General features: G+C 37.5%; 20 protein-coding genes. 17 read left to right on the forward strand and 3 right to left on the reverse strand.

Going from position 1 to position 17,658, the window contains the following annotated elements; translation table 11 throughout:
• Positions 1–82 precede the first annotated feature (82 nt).
• From MED134_RS04085 to prfB, 9 genes are all read left to right on the forward strand, one after another.
• Positions 83–643 (forward strand): RDD family protein, encoded by a 561-nt coding sequence (locus MED134_RS04085; RefSeq protein ID WP_021778632.1) that lies wholly within the window; start codon positions 83–85, stop codon positions 641–643.
• 130 nt (positions 644–773) lie between these two features.
• Positions 774–1,022 (forward strand): type II toxin-antitoxin system ParD family antitoxin, encoded by a 249-nt coding sequence (locus MED134_RS04090; RefSeq protein WP_021778631.1) that lies wholly within the window; start codon positions 774–776, stop codon positions 1,020–1,022.
• The gene (locus MED134_RS04095) at positions 1,015–1,314 is read left to right on the forward strand and encodes a type II toxin-antitoxin system RelE/ParE family toxin (RefSeq protein WP_021778630.1); all 300 of its coding nucleotides are present in this window, start codon (positions 1,015–1,017) and stop codon (positions 1,312–1,314) included. Before MED134_RS04090 ends, MED134_RS04095 begins: the two co-directional genes overlap by 8 nt.
• A 476-nt stretch (positions 1,315–1,790) precedes the next feature.
• Positions 1,791–2,489 carry a hypothetical protein gene (locus MED134_RS04100; protein WP_021778629.1) on the forward strand — a complete coding sequence of 233 codons (699 nt, stop codon included), beginning with the start codon at positions 1,791–1,793 and terminating at the stop codon, positions 2,487–2,489.
• Positions 2,490–2,740: 251 nt separating this feature from the next.
• Positions 2,741–3,595, forward strand: a complete 855-nt coding sequence (locus MED134_RS04105) for a hypothetical protein (RefSeq protein WP_021778628.1) — start codon at positions 2,741–2,743, stop codon at positions 3,593–3,595.
• 411 nt (positions 3,596–4,006) lie between these two features.
• Positions 4,007–4,594 carry a hypothetical protein gene (locus MED134_RS04110; RefSeq protein ID WP_021778627.1) on the forward strand — a complete coding sequence of 196 codons (588 nt, stop codon included), beginning with the start codon at positions 4,007–4,009 and terminating at the stop codon, positions 4,592–4,594.
• Between the two features lie 53 nt (positions 4,595–4,647).
• Complete coding sequence (locus tag MED134_RS04115; RefSeq protein WP_021778626.1) at positions 4,648–5,091, forward strand: GNAT family N-acetyltransferase; 444 nt, start codon at positions 4,648–4,650, stop codon at positions 5,089–5,091.
• 34 nt (positions 5,092–5,125) lie between these two features.
• Positions 5,126–5,803 carry a tRNA (guanosine(37)-N1)-methyltransferase TrmD gene (gene trmD / locus MED134_RS04120; protein WP_021778625.1) on the forward strand — a complete coding sequence of 226 codons (678 nt, stop codon included), beginning with the start codon at positions 5,126–5,128 and terminating at the stop codon, positions 5,801–5,803.
• A 91-nt stretch (positions 5,804–5,894) separates the two neighbouring features.
• Positions 5,895–7,002, forward strand: a protein-coding gene (prfB, locus tag MED134_RS04125; protein WP_148305630.1) for a peptide chain release factor 2 whose coding sequence is annotated in 2 segments (ribosomal slippage) — positions 5,895–5,957 and positions 5,959–7,002 — 1,107 coding nt in all. Because the reading frame shifts where the segments join, the coding sequence is not laid out codon by codon here.
• Positions 7,003–7,072: 70 nt separating this feature from the next.
• Here prfB and MED134_RS14675 read toward each other — a convergent pair.
• From MED134_RS14675 to MED134_RS04140, 3 genes are all read right to left on the reverse strand, one after another.
• Positions 7,073–8,167, reverse strand: a complete 1,095-nt coding sequence (locus MED134_RS14675; protein WP_021778623.1) for a YaaC family protein — start codon at positions 8,165–8,167, stop codon at positions 7,073–7,075.
• 120 nt (positions 8,168–8,287) lie between these two features.
• Positions 8,288–8,929 (reverse strand): CPBP family intramembrane glutamic endopeptidase, encoded by a 642-nt coding sequence (locus tag MED134_RS04135; protein ID WP_021778622.1) that lies wholly within the window; start codon positions 8,927–8,929, stop codon positions 8,288–8,290.
• Positions 8,926–9,384, reverse strand: coding sequence for an Lrp/AsnC family transcriptional regulator (locus MED134_RS04140; protein WP_035325086.1), 459 nt, complete (start codon positions 9,382–9,384; stop codon positions 8,926–8,928). The genes MED134_RS04135 and MED134_RS04140 overlap by 4 nt, the downstream gene beginning before the upstream one ends.
• 191 nt (positions 9,385–9,575) lie before the next feature.
• Between MED134_RS04140 and MED134_RS04145 the strand changes: the two genes are divergently transcribed.
• The 8 genes from MED134_RS04145 (at position 9,576) to MED134_RS04180 (ending at position 17,654) form a co-directional block, all read left to right on the forward strand.
• Positions 9,576–10,790, forward strand: a complete 1,215-nt coding sequence (locus tag MED134_RS04145) for an aminotransferase class I/II-fold pyridoxal phosphate-dependent enzyme (RefSeq protein WP_021778620.1) — start codon at positions 9,576–9,578, stop codon at positions 10,788–10,790.
• A gap of 239 nt (positions 10,791–11,029) precedes the next feature.
• Positions 11,030–12,493, forward strand: coding sequence for a Na+/H+ antiporter NhaC family protein (locus tag MED134_RS04150; RefSeq protein ID WP_021778619.1), 1,464 nt, complete (start codon positions 11,030–11,032; stop codon positions 12,491–12,493).
• A 175-nt stretch (positions 12,494–12,668) separates the two neighbouring features.
• Positions 12,669–13,313, forward strand: coding sequence for a peroxiredoxin (locus MED134_RS04155; RefSeq protein ID WP_021778618.1), 645 nt, complete (start codon positions 12,669–12,671; stop codon positions 13,311–13,313).
• Positions 13,314–13,326: 13 nt separating this feature from the next.
• On the forward strand, positions 13,327–13,641 hold the full coding sequence (locus tag MED134_RS04160; RefSeq protein ID WP_038597073.1) for a thioredoxin family protein: 315 nt from the start codon (positions 13,327–13,329) through the stop codon (positions 13,639–13,641).
• Positions 13,622–13,879: a DUF6952 family protein gene (locus tag MED134_RS04165; protein WP_021778616.1), complete on the forward strand. Its 258-nt coding sequence runs from the start codon at positions 13,622–13,624 to the stop codon at positions 13,877–13,879. The genes MED134_RS04160 and MED134_RS04165 overlap by 20 nt, the downstream gene beginning before the upstream one ends.
• Positions 13,880–14,043: 164 nt before the next feature.
• Positions 14,044–14,544: a thiol peroxidase gene (gene tpx, locus MED134_RS04170; protein WP_035328708.1), complete on the forward strand. Its 501-nt coding sequence runs from the start codon at positions 14,044–14,046 to the stop codon at positions 14,542–14,544.
• A gap of 142 nt (positions 14,545–14,686) precedes the next feature.
• Positions 14,687–15,013: a diacylglycerol kinase family protein gene (locus MED134_RS04175; RefSeq protein ID WP_021778614.1), complete on the forward strand. Its 327-nt coding sequence runs from the start codon at positions 14,687–14,689 to the stop codon at positions 15,011–15,013.
• 175 nt (positions 15,014–15,188) lie between these two features.
• Positions 15,189–17,654, forward strand: coding sequence for an FtsK/SpoIIIE family DNA translocase (locus tag MED134_RS04180; protein ID WP_038597076.1), 2,466 nt, complete (start codon positions 15,189–15,191; stop codon positions 17,652–17,654).
• Positions 17,655–17,658: the final 4 nt, after the last annotated feature.

Here is a 17,658-nt window from a genome sequence, read left to right on the forward strand (position 1 = left end):
AAAACAGGCACTCCATCATTCCCGATAGCTATCGAGAGGAACTCTCGCTTTATGTAGTGGCCTGTAAGCTGTAATTTGCGAAATGAAAATAACAAACGAAATTTATCGAAACTTGGATTTAGCATCTGAAGATGATAGGTCAGAAAATTTTAGAATAGACTTTCTGATTTCGTCAACTCTTGGAATCTTCATCTCTATTCTGACTTACGAAAACTTGATTTTTGGAATTTTGACATTTTACATTGTGCGATTTATGTACTATTTCAGTTTAGAAATGATTTTAGGTCAGACAATTTCTAAATTACAAACACAGACAAAAGTCGTAAATAAGAAAGGAGAAAAACCATCTGTTTTAAATTTATTTATAAGGAATGTTTCTAGGTTCTGGAGTCTTTTATCTGGAATAACTGATTATGAAAGGGCTATTCACGATAAACTATCCAACACATTTGTGATTAAGAACAAAAGTTTGAGAAAATTTAAAATTAATAAAATAATAAGACTGACTTATGACCTTATAATCATAGGCATTGTGATTTACAGTTTTATTACGAGGAATAATAGGGCTATAATAGATTTCTTTATGGTAGCAATCTTTTTGATTCTCCTTTTTGATATAATAAGATTATTAATTAAAAATTAAAACCATCAATCCCGATAGCTAACGGGAGCCGCACTCGCTTTATGTAGTGGTCTGTTAGGTGTAATTTCAAAATCGAGATAAATTTGGAGTTTTTACCAAAAATTGGTAAATTTGAGTAAATCATTAAAATATGAAAAATACGTCTATATCACTTGGAAATTATTTTGACCAATTTGTGAGTTCACAAGTTTCTGTTGGAAGATATAAAAATGTGAGCGAGGTAATTCGTGCTGGACTTCGACTTTTGGAAAATGAAGAAAACAAAATGATTGCTTTAAGAAATGCTATCCAAGAAGGACTGAATAGTCCAATAGTGGAAGATTTCGACTTTGAAAAAAACCTACAAAGATTAAAAGCTGAAAAAAGAAAGAATGGCTAAAGTTGTTTTAAGACAAGAAGCCATAGATGACTTAAATGACATTTGGGACTATACTTACGAAAAATGGTCGGAAAAACAAGCTGACAAATATTATGCAACAATCAAGCTTGCTTGTAAAGGAATAGGTGATAATCCTGATGTAGGAAAAGAATATTTTGGAGTAATTGACAATTTACTCGGTCTTAAATCTGGAAAACACATAATATTTTACGATTTAATTTCTGAAGACAGAATTGAAATCATAAGAATATTACACGAAAGAATGGATTTAAAAAATAGATTAACCGAATAAAAAATACACCCAACATCGTGTAAATAAAATTGCTGCTTTTGTACTTTCCATTTGTTCCATCTTTTCTAATTTACTCCATTTATATATCGGAAAGTTCTCGCGCTTTTATTCGCAACTAACCATACACAAACCCGTGGCGGCTGATTGCCCAAGGGCTCGCAGTTCACGATAAAATAAGCCACACAAAAGGCAGTTGCATACTTGGTAATTCCTGCAATTGTATGGTTACGCTTCAAAATCGGTTTAAGAGCGATTGTAAGCGCTATGATCAAGCTTTTTTACCCCTATCTTAATTACTAACTCTTATCGTAGAGCCTTCCTGATTTTACGCTTTCGCGAAAGCGTCAACTTTCTCAAATACTCGTATATTTAGAAAATCAATTAAAAAACAATCAACAGAGCCTCTCCAGCAATCCCGATAGCTATCGGGAGCCGCACTCGCTTTGTGTAGTGGCCTGTTATCTGCAAGCTCAAAAATGACACCAGAAAGACAAATACAAATTGCCGAATCATTCTCCTCTGAATTTGCTGAAGCGGAATTGGACATCGATTTAAACGAAAGTGAGTTTGGACTTCTTGAGCGTGGAATTTTTGCGGACAGTATGGATGAAAAATGGAACATATTTGTTACGAATGGATTTCTATATTTTGCACGGAGCTGGTCGGATAAGTGTATTTACAAAGTATCGTATGAAACGAATGGACCAGTCACTAAACTAACTAAGCTAAAAGTTACTAGAGATTCGTTTGAATACAGAAGTAAGGACTTAATTTACGACACAAACTTGTTCAAGAAAATGCTTCAAATGTATCTGAATAGAGATGATTTATATTCAGATGATAGAATTAATCTTCCCCTTATCAAAAAAACTCTTGAAGAGTATAATGGACAAAACGGACTGACAAAAAATATAGGGTCTCAAAGTAAAGAATTGAATTTATCCATCTACGATTCTTTATTAAAATCAAATTTGGACTATTTAAAAGTTGTTGGACTTGAGGAGCTTAGAACAGAATTGAAAAAATACGAAGATGAATACGAATTATTAAGTTTACATATTTTCAACAATCAAAATCCAAACTCAGCTACAACTTATTTTTTCAATCAAGAAGGGACTGAAATGCTGGGAAAAATACAAATCGTGCGGAAAAAGCCAGCAGATAACAATGCCTAAACGTAATACGGACTTTACGGTAAAAATGAAAGGTCTGTGTATATTTATGATGTCGCTAAATCTTTGGGATTTAGCTTTAGACTAGAAAAAATAAATCAAAACCAAAAGCTTTAGCCTCGTGCGCAGACGGAAACTCAACGTTTCCTTAGTACAACACTACACTTAGCCGAGACCGGTGCCTTCCTCTCGTTTGTCCCTCTTTCGTCAGATGCAAGAAGTATTACATAACGCGTCCCGAAGTACATTGGGATTTGAAAGCTCTACGCGCGGCGACAGATTCACAAATAAGTGTATATTTAAACAATCAATTAAAAAACAAAAAACAGGCACACCAGCAAAATGCCGCACTCGCTTTATGTAGTGGCCTGTTGGCAGTAATATCGCAAAACCAATCTATGAGAATAATTATTATTTTATTTAGTTGTGTTCTGTTTTCAAATTGCAATTGGAAGTCGGATAAGCTGAACACATTTAATGATTTAAAAAATACTGTTTGGATTGATTCGCTGTGTAATGAATTTCGTTTCAAAGATTCAACATTTGTAAAAAAACGCTTGTTTGAAAAAGTATCAAATCTTGACGAAGTTGGTAAATTGAAATTAACGAATGAAATTGAACTACAGTTTATAAACGATTTTGATGAAATTGAAAAGTACTATCTAAAAAGTAATCTAAATGGAGAATTAGTGTTCAAACCTGTTGTATCCGAATTCAGTAATGATATTATTCTATTTAAAAAAAAATTAATTAATAAACCTGAACTAGAAATACACGAAATAACATACTATGTTAAGTTCTCTTCAAATTTAGCTGAATTCACTATCTCTGATGATAAAACAATAAAATACCGAAGAGCAAAGAATTATAATGAATTACAAACACTAACTTTTTCTGATTCAACATTCAATCAAATTAAACAATATTTGGAAATTCTGAAATTTGATAAATACGAAGACATTTATGAATACCCTGGTTTCGATGGAGCAGATTATGAATTAAATATAAAAACAAACCGATATACAAAAACCATTAAATGCACTCAACGCCTAACAGAAGGAATATGGAATTTTATTTCATACATTGATTATAAATTACAGACTGAATAAAATACTACTGCCAACACCGTATAAAATTAATTGCTGGTTTCAGCCTATTTACGAAAGTCCTTGCATACAAACACGCAACGAAATCATACACAAAACCGTGGCGGCTGATTGCCCAAGAGCTCGCAGTTCACGACAAAATAAGCTTCACAAAAGGCAGTTGCATATTTGGTTATTACCGCAATCGTATGGCTACGCTTCAAAATCGGTTTTAGAGCTAGTCTTAATCAAATCTGCTCTGTCATCTCAGGCAAAACCCCTCTACTATTTCCCTCCTACTCCATAAAAAGAAGCAACATCTTGAGATATAATTTTATTTAAAAAGTCCAAAAGATGTATTTTCACGTACTTTTGTAAACTGCGATGGGGTACATCGTCATTGTTATATAAAATATCATTTAATTTTTCAGATTTATGAACGCTATTACAAAGGCTTTTGCTTTTATATTCCTCCTTTCTTTTACCGCTGTACAAGCACAAGATGCCTCAAAGAGCATTGATGATCAATTTACAGAGGTTATAGATGGTTCAAACAATTACCAGCAATTTAAGGTGATTGAAAAAGTAAAAATGACCCGCCTACAGCAAAACACAAAAAAACGCATAGACGGCCTACAGGCAGAGATAGAAAATCTTAAGTCAGAAATGGCACAGCAGCAAGCGGCTGCAGCACAGGTAAGCACAGACCTTGCTCAAACGCAGGCTATACTAGAAACAACAGAAGGTGAGAAAGACTCAATGAACTTTTTTGGAGCTCAAATGAGTAAAGGCAACTACAACACGATGGTATGGAGTATTGCTGGAGTATTATTGCTTGCGTTGTTATTTTTTATATTCAAATTTAGAAGTAGTAACGTACTTACTAAAACGGCACAGCACAAACTAGATGAGACAGAGGCAGAGTTTGAAGATTACCGCCGTAAAGCCTTAGAGAAAGAGCAAAAACTAGGTCGCCAGCTACAAGATGAGCGCAACAGAGCGCTTAAATCTTCAAAAGGATAAGCACTCGTTTTATTAATACTTTAAAATCTGTACTTTAGGGTATAGATTTTTTTATGCATATACGCCAGGCTACACTTACAGATCTTGAGTTTATCATCCCGCTCTTTGATGGGTATAGACAGTTTTATAAACAACCGTCAGATATAGAAGGGGCTCGCTCCTTTCTTAAAGAACGGTTTGCGCATAATGAGAGTACCATTTATGTCGCTCATACTGCAAGTAATCCGCAGGAGCTAGTAGGTTTCACGCAAGTGTACCCCCTATTTTCTTCGGTAAGTATGGAGCGTATGTTATTGCTCAATGATTTATATATTCATCCAGACCACAGAGGAAAAGGTATAGGTACCTTGCTTATAAATCGTGTTAAAGAGTTATGTACAGCCACTGGGCACAAAGGCATTGCATTACAAACGGGTACTACAAACCCGGCACAAAAACTTTATGAGCGTCTAGGCTTTACAAAAGACCCCGATTTACATTACTTTTGGGCTCGCTAGCGCAAGACCCGCCTCGCATTACAATTGTATACTTATGAGAATAGATATTATTACCGTCGTACCAGAGTTGTTAAAGAGTCCTTTTGAGGCCTCTATAATGCAACGCTCTATCGCAAAAGGTCTGGTAGAAGTACAGTTTCACAATTTGCGAGACTATACAGATACTAAGTACAAGCAGGTAGATGACTACCAGTTTGGCGGTGGTGCAGGTATGGTAATGCAAATTGAGCCTATAGATAAATGTATTTCTAAGCTCAAATCTGAGCGTGATTATGACGAGGTGATCTATATGACTCCAGATGGTGAGACGCTAGACCAAGGGATGGCAAACACGCTATCGCTTAAAGGTAATATTATCATACTATGTGGTCATTACAAAGGTGTAGACCAGCGTGTGAGAGATCATTTTATTACCAAAGAAATTTCCATAGGAGACTACGTATTGAGCGGTGGCGAGCTAGGCGCTCTGATACTCTGTGATGCGGTGATACGTTTAATTCCTGGGGTGCTAGGTAATGAGACTTCGGCGCTTACAGATAGTTTTCAAGATGGATTACTGGCCCCACCTATCTACACACGCCCAGCAGATTATAAAGGCTGGAAAGTTCCTGAGATTCTCACCAGTGGCAATACTCCTAAGGTAGAAGAGTGGCGAGAAGAACAAGCATATATAAGAACAAAAGAAAGAAGACCAGACTTACTAGAGGAGTAATGAGTACGCTTTCGCGAAAGCGTAACAACCCACATTCTCAACACCTAGAAGTTTATAGCATTTTAAATTACATACCCAGCAAGGGAAGCATATGATTACAACAGACCACATAAAATCACTCCAAGAGCGCGTAGACGGCTTAAGGAGATATCTTTGACGTAGATCGTAAACGTATCGAGATACAAAACGAAGAAGAAAAAACCTTTGACCCAAATTTCTGGAACGACCCAAAAGAGGCTGAGGCCTTTATGAAAACCTTACGTTCTAAAAAGAAATGGGTAACAGATTATGAGGAGGCTCAAACCTTTGTAGAAGACCTAGAGGTGCTCTATGAATTTGCAAAAGAAGGCGAAGCTCCAGAAGAAAATGTACAAGCACGCTATGAGAAAGCGGCTAGTTTTATAGAAGATATCGAGTTTAGAAATATGCTCTCTGAAGAGGGTGATGAGCTAAGCTGTGTCTTACAGATTACCGCCGGAGCCGGTGGTACTGAGAGTTGCGACTGGGCATCTATGCTTATGCGTATGTACTTAATGTATGCAGAAAAACAAGGCTGGAAGGTAAAAGAGCTTAACTTTCAAGAAGGTGATGTAGCGGGTATAAAAACGGTATCGCTAGAGATAGAAGGTGAGTTTGCCTTTGGCTGGCTTAAAGGTGAAAACGGTGTACACAGACTGGTGCGCATCTCCCCTTTTGACAGTAATGCAAAGCGTCATACCTCATTTGCCTCGGTATATGTATATCCACTTGTAGATGATAGTATTGAGATTGAACTCAACCCAGCAGACTATGATATTGTGACGGCAAGATCTTCTGGTGCTGGAGGGCAAAATGTAAACAAGGTTGAGACTAAGGTCCAACTTACTCACCACCCTACGGGTATACAAATCTCTTGTTCTGACTCACGATCGCAACACGATAACCGTGCAAAAGCGTTACAGATGCTCCGTTCTCAATTATACGAGCTAGAACTACGCAAGCAAATGGAAGCCCGTAACGCGATAGAAGCAGATAAGAAAGCCATTGAGTGGGGATCACAAATACGCAATTACGTATTACATCCTTACAAACTTGTAAAAGACGTACGCACCGCTGTAGAGACGGGTAATACAGATGCTGTACTAGATGGTAACATAGACCTCTTCTTAAAAGGATACCTAATGATGATGGGGCAAGAAGAAGCGAGTGATGAGCTATAAAGAATCTGAAGTATAATTAAAAAAAGCCAATCTCTCGATTGGCTTTTTAAATATTAATTTACCTTATAATTTATTTCAGTTTTGCCATCGGTACAGCACAGATCTTTTTAGTGATTAAACTAGAAATATAATAGAGAAATTGAGTAGAACACGTTTCTATAGTTTCATTAAATACTGCTTGATATTCTCCCGATAATATATCTTTATAAAGGGTCGGTCGATATCTGGCAACAGATCCAACATAATACATTAACGATAAATAATAAACAATAGGTTTATATTTGTTTGGCTGTAAATTCAAATAGTACCTATAGCCTCTTCTTGTTAAAATAACAGAGACTCCTAACTGCTGTATTTCATCTTGAATTTCTTTGTATCTAAGCCTCCAACTAGAATCTGAGGTTGATGTGTAGTTAAACCGTTTTTTAGATCTGTAAACCATAAACTCACCATTATCAGAGTATAAATCTAATTTTTCAGATAGTACACCTGTGTTAAACTTTTCACATCTCATTAAATTTGAGTTTTTCTTTTCAAACTTCAACTCGTATATGAGATGGGATCTTCTAGGTTTATTCGTTTTTATTTCTATTTCAACTGGCAGAAACTTACGTTTCTTTGTTCTTAATTTACCTATATTATAAGTCATTTCGTGTACTTCTGGTATTTCAGATATCATTTCATCTATATCAATAAACTCCCCGGAGACAACATCTGAACCAATTAACTCCGAGAATTTTGCAAAGATGTTAATACAATCATCATTAGATGGACTTATCCTTAAGCGTCTTTTTTCGTTTGACTGTAACACGAGTCCGTGATGCTCCATCGAGACCTCCAAGTCTATGCCTGAATTAAGCAAAAAAACTTTCACCAAATTAAGAGTGGAATAGTAAATCAAAGTACCACGAGTAGGCATCCTCGCTTTTTCTGACGCTAAATAAAAATTCTCTGCCAACTCAAGAAAATATAAGCTTTTTTCGATTCTCTTAGAGTTATCAGATGATCTTTTAAACTTTCTAATTTCATTATTTAGCCAGGTATTCAAAAAATTCCAAGGGTTAGAAGTAAGCATAAATGATTCTCCTGGGTCGACTGGGAAAGGGAAATACTTCACGCTACTATATTTTCTTTTAGCTAGCTCGTATTCTAATCTAGATGCCATAAATTTGAATTGTATTTTAATAAGAAAGAAACCTGAAATGCATATCTCAAATATAACTCCCTAATAAACAAACGGAAACAAAAAGAATAGCTACTTATTCTCAGTTATACACAATGACATTTAACACGCCTCCATCCCTGGGAAGGCAAGCATCTGCCCCATCCCTACTGTAAATAACCAGTTACCATATAAAGCGTGCTCTATAGATACCAGTGTGGTAGATCTAGTTTTCTTAAAGGTATAAGAAAATAATAATCCACCTATAAAGGTGAGTACAATGACTAAGGTGTTGCGCAAAAACAAGTGCGCCATTGCAAATACAATCGCATTTACCACGATAAGCAGTCGCTTGTCTTTAAAGAAACCATCATAACGGTTAAAGAAAAAAGTTCTATAAATCACCTCTTGCGGCCATACAGATAAGAAGGTGTACACTAGCAATATCATCACCCATAACTTTGGGTTGCTCTGTGGTACACAAAACAAGCTAGAAGGCTGTAATATGTACACGTAAATGGTGGTAACAATGGCTATAACAAAAAGCTTCACAGCTGTCTCCTTAAAAAAAGACGGCCAGTTTATTGACCGCTCGACCTTAAACTTTACCGCCTTACTTCTATAAAGCATCACCAGTAAATATGTAAAACCTATTAAAACCGAAACTCCTTTAATCTTAAAGTCATAGGGTAATAATAGACTTAATGGTAGTATTATGAATAATATAAAAAACTCTGTGAGTACATAATACTTGCCATTCATCATACCGTGATTGTTGTAGTGTTTTTTACCTCGCTTATAGTAAACGAGCTCTGTGTACTCCCTATATACTTAAGCGTAGTAAGCTTGGTTACCATAAAATTACGAAAATGCTCCATATCTCTTACCAGCACTTTGAGTAAATAATCATAGTCACCACTTACGTGAAAACACTCTAGCACCTCATCTAGCGCAGTCACCTCTTTCTCAAAAGAGTCTATTGCATTTTGAGCGTGCTTCTCTAGCTTTACGTGGCAAAACACCTGAAAACCTAGCCCTACAATATCCTTATTAAGAAGAGTGATATACTGTGCGATCACTCCAGAGCGCTCCATCTTTTTTACACGCTCATAAATAGCAGTTACAGAAAGATTAAGCTTTGCAGAAAGCTCTTTGTTTGTGATTTTGGCGTCCTGTTGTAGGTATCCTAAAATCTTTTTGTCTAGTTCATCAAGTTTCATCATAGAAAAATTATCAGTATTTGGGGTAAACTTATGCTTTCTCGAAAGCGAAATTCTAATTATTTACAATAATACAGTTTAATTATCTATATATCTAACTCACTATTGATTAAATATCTACATATACATACATTTACGTTATAAATAACAAGTATTTACATAAACTAATCTATTCAAACACTTAGCGCCTTATGAAATTTAAACCCGCCAACGAGATTCAAGATTTACAGTATTTTGGAGAATTTGGAGGAGTAAATCCTTCTATTTCAGATAGCTCAACCTACACTTTTTTATCGGCAAAAACAATGTTTGACACCTTTGAAGGAAATGCAGATGGTTGTTATTTATACTCAAGACACAGCACACCGTCTAATCTTTATCTAGGTGCAGCCCTAGCTGCAATGGAAGGAACAGAAACAGCAAACGTTGCTGCCAGTGGGATGGGTGCTATCACTCCTACCCTATTACAACTATGCCAGGCTGGTGATCACGTAGTGTCAAGCCGTACCATTTATGGAGGGACATATGCCTTCTTAAAAAACTTTGCTCCTAGACTAAGCATCACGACGAGCTTTGTAGACATTACAAATCTGGAAGCGGTAGAAGCTGCTATTACAAAAGACACGAAGGTGCTCTACTGTGAGTCTGTGAGCAACCCACTACTTGAGATTGCAGATATTGAAGGGCTCTCTGCTATTGCAAAAAGACATCACCTTAAACTAGTGGTAGATAATACATTCTCACCACTCTCTATATCTCCTGTAAACCACGGTGCAGATGTGGTGATACATAGTCTTACTAAGTTTATAAACGGATCTTCAGACACGGTAGGTGGCGTGGTGTGCGGTACACAAGAATTTATAGATGAGTTACGTAATGTAAATGATGGAGCAAGTATGCTACTAGGCCCTACTATGGATAGTCTGAGAGCAGCCTCTGTACTCAAGAACTTGCGCACCCTGCATATACGTATGATGCAACATAGTCACAATGCTATGTATCTCGCAGAGCGTTTTGAAAACCTCGGACTAAGAACGGTATACCCTGGACTGCCTTCTCACCCTAGTCACGAGGTTTTTAATAGACATATGAATGATAAGTACGGCTACGGCGGTATGCTTACAGTAGATGTAGGCTCTCTAGATAAGGCAAATGCACTTATGGAGTTAATGCAAGAAAAGAACCTAGGTTATCTAGCGGTGAGTTTAGGATTTTACAAAACCCTCTTTAGCGCCCCAGGAACTTCTACTTCATCAGAAATTCCAGAAGATGAGCAAGCAGCGATGGGACTTACAGATGGTCTTATAAGGTTCTCAATAGGCCTTGATGCAGATATAGAACGTACTTATGAAATGATGAAATCTTGTATGGAAGAGATAGGCGTTTTGGTTCCAAAAATGGCATAACACATTATCTTTAAAGAAATCTTTGCGAGCTTATGGTAACCTACTGTAAGCTCGCATTGTTTTTTTATAACATAAGAAGTATCGCTCTACACAGTCTAACTAACTATAACAAAGAGTGATAGATTCTCACCTCTTTTAATCTAATAGATGAGCGTGTAATGAGAGCTATGAGCTATTTGCTCTCACACCTTGCAAAATACAGGCTATTATTGTAACATTACCTATACAAAACACACACAATGAATAACAATCTAGAAGAGCAAAAAAACCATCATATTGTAGATAATCGTGAACTCAATTTGTGGGAGGCTCTTATCCCAGTTGTTATTTTAATGGGGCTTCTAGCGTATAACATTTTTCTTAAAGATGGTGTGTGGCTGGGTGAATATTCTAATCAATATATCCTTCTTATGGGAGGAGCTGCAGCCGCAGTAGTAGGCTTTCTTAATAAATCTACACTAGGCACAATGCTCGCCGAAGTTTGGGAAAACCTCAAAAGTGTTTTTGTACCTATTGTCATATTATTTCTAGTAGGAGCTCTTGCCGGTAGCTGGCTTGTGAGTGGTATTATTCCAGCAATGGTATATTACGGCCTCCAGGTATTAAACCCTACTATCTTTTTACCAGCCTCAGTCATTATTGCTGCCATTATCTCCATTGCAACGGGAAGCTCTTGGACCACCTCTGCCACTGTAGGTATTGCGCTTATAGGTATAGGTCAAGCGCTGGGTATAGATGCAGGTATGATAGCCGGAGCTGTGATTTCTGGTGCATACTTTGGTGATAAAATGTCACCACTAAGTGACACGACTAACCTCGCTCCAGCGATGGCAGGTACAGATCTCTTTACGCATATAAAATATATGACCATTACCACAGTACCTACTATAGTAATCACGCTACTCGTATTTATTATTATAAGCCTTAATATAGACACAACAGGTACGGCAGATGTCACAGAGTTACTAGGTGTAATAGATGACACCTTTAATATTACTCCTATGCTTTTTATCGTTCCAGGTGTGGTAATTTCATTAATCGTTACAAAGACAAAACCACTCATTGCCCTAGGAATAGGTGTCGTGCTTGCAGCAGTGTTTGCATATATCTTTCAACCAGAAATACTAGAGGGATTATCTACATCAAAAATAAATGCCATAGCCACAGCTATCTGGACAAATACTGCTATAGAAACACCTAACGCTACACTTAACGAACTCTTTAGCGCGGGAGGTATACTGGGTATGCTATGGACGATATTGCTTATATGTTGTGCGATGGTTTTTGGAGGAATTATGGATGGTATAGGTGCACTATCTAGAATTACAAAAGCACTACTAAGTGTCGCAGACACGGTTTTTGGTCTTTTTGCAAGTACAGTGATTTCTTGTCTGGGTCTCAATGCTATTGCTTCAGATCAATATCTTGCGCTTGTCATCCCTGGTAAAATGTTTAAGAAAGCTTACCAAGACAAAGGTCTTGCTCCAGAAAACTTATCTCGTACACTAGAAGATTCTGGGACGGTTACCTCAGTACTCATCCCTTGGAACACTTGTGGAGCATACCAAAGTGAAGTACTTAATGTAGGGGTATTAGAGTACTTTGTTTTTGCCATCTTTAACTGGCTCTCGCCATTTATGACACTCATTTTTGCAGGATTTAATATTAAGATTAGACAAATTAAGGATGCTAGAAAAGCATAAGGAGGATTTTTTTACGCTTTCGCGAAAGCGTAACCCACACATTTACAACACCTAACAAGGTTACATAAAGAATACTAATACTACTATCAGATTATTGGATTTTACAGGCTTTTATTGAGCTTGATTTGGGGGTACTTTTGCACTTTCAAATTACGAACATAAAAACCTTAAAATAATGACACTAGTTGGAAAAAAATTCCCAAACCTTGCTGTAGATGCAATGGATGAAATGGGAGATACTTTTAAGATCAACATCTTAGAAAAAGCAAAAGAAGAAGGAAAGAAAATCATTCTTTTCTGGTACCCAAAAGATTTTACATTTGTTTGTCCTACAGAGCTTCACGCTTTTGAAGCAGCAAAGCAAGCATTTGCAGACCGTAATACAATCGTGATAGGTGCATCTTGTGATACTCCAGAAGTACACTTTGCGTGGTTAAACACTGCAAAAGATAACGGAGGTATAGAAGGTGTAACATACCCTATACTTGCAGACTCTAACCGTAACCTTGCAAACCAGTTAGGTATTCTTGACGTGACTAACGAGCGTTTTGATGAAGAGACTGGAACTGTACTTGTAGATGGTGACAATGTAACTTACAGAGCGACTTACCTTATTGATGAAGAGGGAACTGTTTTTCACGAAGGTGTAAACCATATGCCACTGGGTCGTAACGTATCTGAGTTTTTAAGACTTGTAGATGCATACACGCACGTACAAGAAAAAGGAGAAGTTTGTCCTGCAAACTGGGAAGATGGTAAAGAAGCGATGAACGCAAACCGTGATGGTGTAGCTAGCTACCTTGCTGCTCACGCAAACTAAAAAAACAGAAGCTATGATTCAAGAATTAGATCAAGATAATCTTAACCAGATTGTTTCCGAAAATGAGACCGTTGTCGTACAATACAGTGCTACCTGGTGTGGTAACTGTCGTATTATGAAGCCTAAGTTCAAGAAACTAGCTTCAGAAAACGAAAACGTAAAGTTTGTTATTGTAGATGCAGAGAAGAATCCTGAGTCACGTAAAATGGCTACAGTAGATAACCTTCCTACATTTGCAACGTTTACAAAGGGATCATTTACTAATCAAGTACAGACTAATAAATTTGATGTACTTAAAGACCTTGTAAATGAAGTTACCAGTAATTAAGCACCTCGTAGGTTTTATAGAAGAAAACGATCAAGATTTTCTTATTGAAACAGTAGAGACACTTGAGCACCTTACAGAGGTTCCTTCTCTTAAAGATGAAGAGCTAGATGTGATAGGTGAACTTATCTCAAATATGTATGGAGCGCTAGAAGTGCATAAAGATATGCGTAGCGGTACCGCAAAAAAAGAGGCTCTTAACGGCTTTATGAAACGTGTAATGGGGTCTATAGACAACTAAGATTTCCTACTCACACAACCTTACTAAAAGTACAACCGCCACTGGCAGTTGTACTTTTTTTTATTCTCAATATAAGTATACCAGAGCAACTTGATAAACAATTGTTAAGCGAGTGGTAAATGGTAGTTTTTGTTTTACTTTTACGAGACAACAAAAAAAATAAAATGGCAACAATAACACTAGGCGGCAACGCAACACAAACCGTAGGCGAACTTCCAAAAGTAGGAACAGCAGCTCCAGATTTTACGTTATCAAAAAACGATCTTTCTCCAGCAAGCTTATCAGACTATAAAGGGAAGCGTGTGGTACTTAACATCTTTCCATCTGTAGACACAGGTGTATGTGCACAATCTGTACGTACGTTTAATGAAAAAGTTTCTAGCGCAGAAAATACGGAGGTACTTTGTATCTCTCGTGACTTACCATTTGCTCAAGCACGTTTTTGTGCAGCAGAGGGTCTAGATAATGTACACACCTTATCTGATTTCAAGACAGGAAAATTTGGTGAAGACTATGGAGTTACTATCGCAGATGGTGGTTTTGACGGCTTACACTCAAGAGCCGTAGTTGTTCTTAACGAAGAAGGGCAAGTAGTTTACACAGAGCAAGTACCAGAAGTAGGTCAAGAGCCTAACTATGAAGGTGCAATGAACGCTCTTAAATAATATAGAATATACATAAACCTGCCTGAGCTTGTACAACTACGTATAATCTGGCAGGTTTATTTATGTACTATTGTAACCACTTCAAACCATAAAAAACCAAACACACGTGCCTATAAAATTTATAACGGGAAGACTCAAAGGGATGAAATACTCGCTACAAGGCGGTATACAACTCATACGCTCTGAGGCAAGCATACAGGTACAATTTGGTGTGGCTATACTTATTACCATTGCTGGTTTTTATTACAACATAAGCCGTACAGAGTGGATTGCTCAAACCCTATGCATAGGCTTGGTTATGACTGCAGAAGGACTCAATACTGCGATAGAAGGTATTGCAGATTTTATACACCCAGATTTTCACGAGAAAATAGGCCGCATTAAAGATATTGCTGCAGGTGCTGTAGGTATCGCTGCTTTAATAGCTGTTATAATTGCCGGCATTATCTACATCCCTAGAATTTTTTAAAAAATCTACATACATTTTTTGTGACAAGCCGCTTTTAAATAGCAGCATCTCAAGAGGATATTACCCTAAAAATATACTTATACAGAAACGTTAAACAAGGGCGCATAAACCCATAAAAATTCCGTTTCAATATTGTATTTTTATATCCACTCAAAAAACAACCTCGAGCGCTTCTATGGCAAAAAAGAAAACCACGGCAAAAAAAACCAAACCTAAAACTCCTAGAAAACCTATTTCCTTTAAACTGTCGCGCCAGCAACAGATTATACTTGGGAGTTTTCTATTCTTTTTAGGCCTTGCCCTACTCTTTTCTTTTATCTCATATCTCTTTACGTGGAAAGCAGACCAGAGCCTACTACAAACAGGTACTAGAGAAGATAATGCGTCTAACTGGCTCTCTCTTGTAGGAGCTCGCATAAGTCACTTCTTTGTCTACAAAGGTTTTGGGATTCCTGCACTCACCATCGCTATACTTACTGCCTTAACTGGTGTCTATTACTTTTTTGATTATGCAAAAGCTGCACTTAAGAAATTTTGGTTTTGGGGTATCCTTTTAATGTTATGGCTTGCTGTTTTTTTAGGCTTCTTTAGTAACAGTAATGACATAATGGGTGGTACCGTAGGTTATGAAATAAACGATTTTTTACAAGACTACCTAGGGCTTACAGGTGCCATTATCGTGATGACTTTCCTCGCGATTATTTACCTCGTGCTACGTTTACGACTTACACCAGAGCGTGTGAGCACCTATTTTAAAGAAAAGAAAAATGCCCTTGCAGGCGAGTTTGCTTCAGATGCGACTCCAGAGCCTGTTATTGTAGATAACTCATCTACTTATGAGGCACAAGAAATACTTAAGGGAAGTACTACTGGTGGAGATGAGACCGCTTTCGCGAAAGCGGAAACAGAAACACCTCCTACAACCACCTCAACATTTGAACAAAATGTACAAAACTTGCAACCTACACTTACTAAAAAGACACCTGAGGTAGCAAGTAGCTTTGAAGTAACCCAAGCTCCAGAAGAGGAAGAAGTCATCCCTACCCCAGAAACTGTAGTCGAGGTAGAGGTCGAAAAACCAGTCGAAGAAGAAGAACTTACAGATAACCTGAGCTCAAAACTGGTAGAAGATTTTGGTGAGTTTGACCCTACGCTAGAGTTGGCAAAATTTAAATTCCCACCTATAGACTTATTAAAAGACTACACAAACGGACAAGGAATTACCATTAATCAAGAAGAACTTGAAGAGAATAAAAACCGTATTGTAGAGACACTCAACAACTACAAAATAGGAATCTCAAACATAAAGGCAACCGTAGGTCCTACCGTAACCCTATACGAGATTGTACCAGAAGCGGGTGTACGTATTTCAAAAATTAAGAATCTGGAAGATGATATTGCACTATCACTAAGTGCCCTTGGTATACGTATCATTGCTCCTATTCCTGGTCGTGGTACCATAGGTATTGAGGTTCCTAATAAGAATCCTCGTATTGTAAGTATGCGCTCTGCGGTGGCTAGTAAGAAGTTTCAAGAAGCAGAGATGGAGTTACCACTTACACTAGGTAAAACCATCTCAAACGAGACTTTTGTAGTAGATCTTGCAAAGATGCCTCACCTACTTATGGCAGGTGCTACGGGACAAGGTAAATCTGTTGGTCTTAATGCAATCCTTACCTCACTACTATACAAAAAGCACCCTGCAGAGGTAAAATTTGTACTGGTAGATCCAAAAAAGGTGGAGCTTACACTGTTCAATAAAATAGAACGCCACTATCTGGCAAAACTACCAGATACAGACGAGGCCATTATCACAGACAACTCTAAGGTGATAAACACGCTCAACTCTATGTGTATAGAGATGGATGCGAGATATGACCTTCTTAAAAATGCAATGTGCCGTAATATTAAGGAGTACAATGCAAAGTTTAAAGCAAGAAAACTCAATCCAGAAAACGGCCACAAGTTTTTACCATACATTGTACTAGTAGTAGATGAGTTTGCAGATTTAATTATGACTTCTGGTAAGGAAGTAGAGACTCCTATTGCTCGTCTTGCGCAGCTTGCTCGTGCCATTGGTATACACCTTATAATCGCAACACAACGTCCTTCTGTAAATGTTATTACAGGTATTATTAAGGCAAACTTCCCGGCGCGTATCGCCTTTAGAGTAACTTCAAAAATTGATAGTCGCACCATACTTGACACCTCTGGAGCAGACCAGCTTATAGGTCGTGGTGATATGTTATATACTCAGGGTAATGATGTAGTGCGTATACAATGTGCCTTTGTAGACACTCCAGAAGTAGAGCGCATTGTAGAGTATATAGGTAATCAAAAAGCATATCCAGATGCACACTTACTGCCAGAGTATGTAGGTGAAGAGAGTGGCACAAGTCTTGATATAGATGCATCAGATAGAGATGCACTTTTTCGTGATGCTGCCGAAGTTTTGGTAATAGCTCAACAAGGTAGTGCCTCACTATTGCAACGTAAACTTAAATTAGGATATAATCGAGCAGGTAGAATCATAGATCAACTAGAAGCTGCAGGTGTGGTAGGACCTTTTGAAGGTAGTAAAGCACGACAGGTTCTGGTTCCAGATATGATGGCTCTCGATCAACTCCTTAACAATGAATAAACCA

This window comes from Dokdonia sp. MED134 (genome assembly GCF_000152925.2).
In the GTDB taxonomy this organism is placed as follows: domain Bacteria; phylum Bacteroidota; class Bacteroidia; order Flavobacteriales; family Flavobacteriaceae; genus Dokdonia.

Excerpts from the sequence above, each read along its gene's own strand:
- MED134_RS04085 (WP_021778632.1), top strand. The coding sequence starts at position 83 with ATGAAAATAACAAACGAAATTTATCGAAACTTGGATTTAGCATCTGAA.
- MED134_RS04090 (WP_021778631.1), top strand. The coding sequence starts at position 774 with ATGAAAAATACGTCTATATCACTTGGAAATTATTTTGACCAATTTGTG.
- MED134_RS04095 (WP_021778630.1), top strand. The coding sequence starts at position 1,015 with ATGGCTAAAGTTGTTTTAAGACAAGAAGCCATAGATGACTTAAATGAC.
- MED134_RS04100 (WP_021778629.1), top strand. The coding sequence starts at position 1,791 with ATGACACCAGAAAGACAAATACAAATTGCCGAATCATTCTCCTCTGAA.
- MED134_RS04110 (WP_021778627.1), top strand. The coding sequence starts at position 4,007 with ATGAACGCTATTACAAAGGCTTTTGCTTTTATATTCCTCCTTTCTTTT.
- MED134_RS04115 (WP_021778626.1), top strand. The coding sequence starts at position 4,648 with ATGCATATACGCCAGGCTACACTTACAGATCTTGAGTTTATCATCCCG.
- trmD (WP_021778625.1), top strand. The coding sequence starts at position 5,126 with ATGAGAATAGATATTATTACCGTCGTACCAGAGTTGTTAAAGAGTCCT.
- MED134_RS14675 (WP_021778623.1), bottom strand. The coding sequence starts at position 8,167 with ATGGCATCTAGATTAGAATACGAGCTAGCTAAAAGAAAATATAGTAGC.
- MED134_RS04135 (WP_021778622.1), bottom strand. The coding sequence starts at position 8,929 with ATGATGAATGGCAAGTATTATGTACTCACAGAGTTTTTTATATTATTC.
- MED134_RS04140 (WP_035325086.1), bottom strand. The coding sequence starts at position 9,384 with ATGAAACTTGATGAACTAGACAAAAAGATTTTAGGATACCTACAACAG.
- MED134_RS04145 (WP_021778620.1), top strand. The coding sequence starts at position 9,576 with ATGAAATTTAAACCCGCCAACGAGATTCAAGATTTACAGTATTTTGGA.
- MED134_RS04150 (WP_021778619.1), top strand. The coding sequence starts at position 11,030 with ATGAATAACAATCTAGAAGAGCAAAAAAACCATCATATTGTAGATAAT.
- MED134_RS04155 (WP_021778618.1), top strand. The coding sequence starts at position 12,669 with ATGACACTAGTTGGAAAAAAATTCCCAAACCTTGCTGTAGATGCAATG.
- MED134_RS04160 (WP_038597073.1), top strand. The coding sequence starts at position 13,327 with ATGATTCAAGAATTAGATCAAGATAATCTTAACCAGATTGTTTCCGAA.
- MED134_RS04165 (WP_021778616.1), top strand. The coding sequence starts at position 13,622 with ATGAAGTTACCAGTAATTAAGCACCTCGTAGGTTTTATAGAAGAAAAC.
- tpx (WP_035328708.1), top strand. The coding sequence starts at position 14,044 with ATGGCAACAATAACACTAGGCGGCAACGCAACACAAACCGTAGGCGAA.
- MED134_RS04175 (WP_021778614.1), top strand. The coding sequence starts at position 14,687 with ATGAAATACTCGCTACAAGGCGGTATACAACTCATACGCTCTGAGGCA.
- MED134_RS04180 (WP_038597076.1), top strand. The coding sequence starts at position 15,189 with ATGGCAAAAAAGAAAACCACGGCAAAAAAAACCAAACCTAAAACTCCT.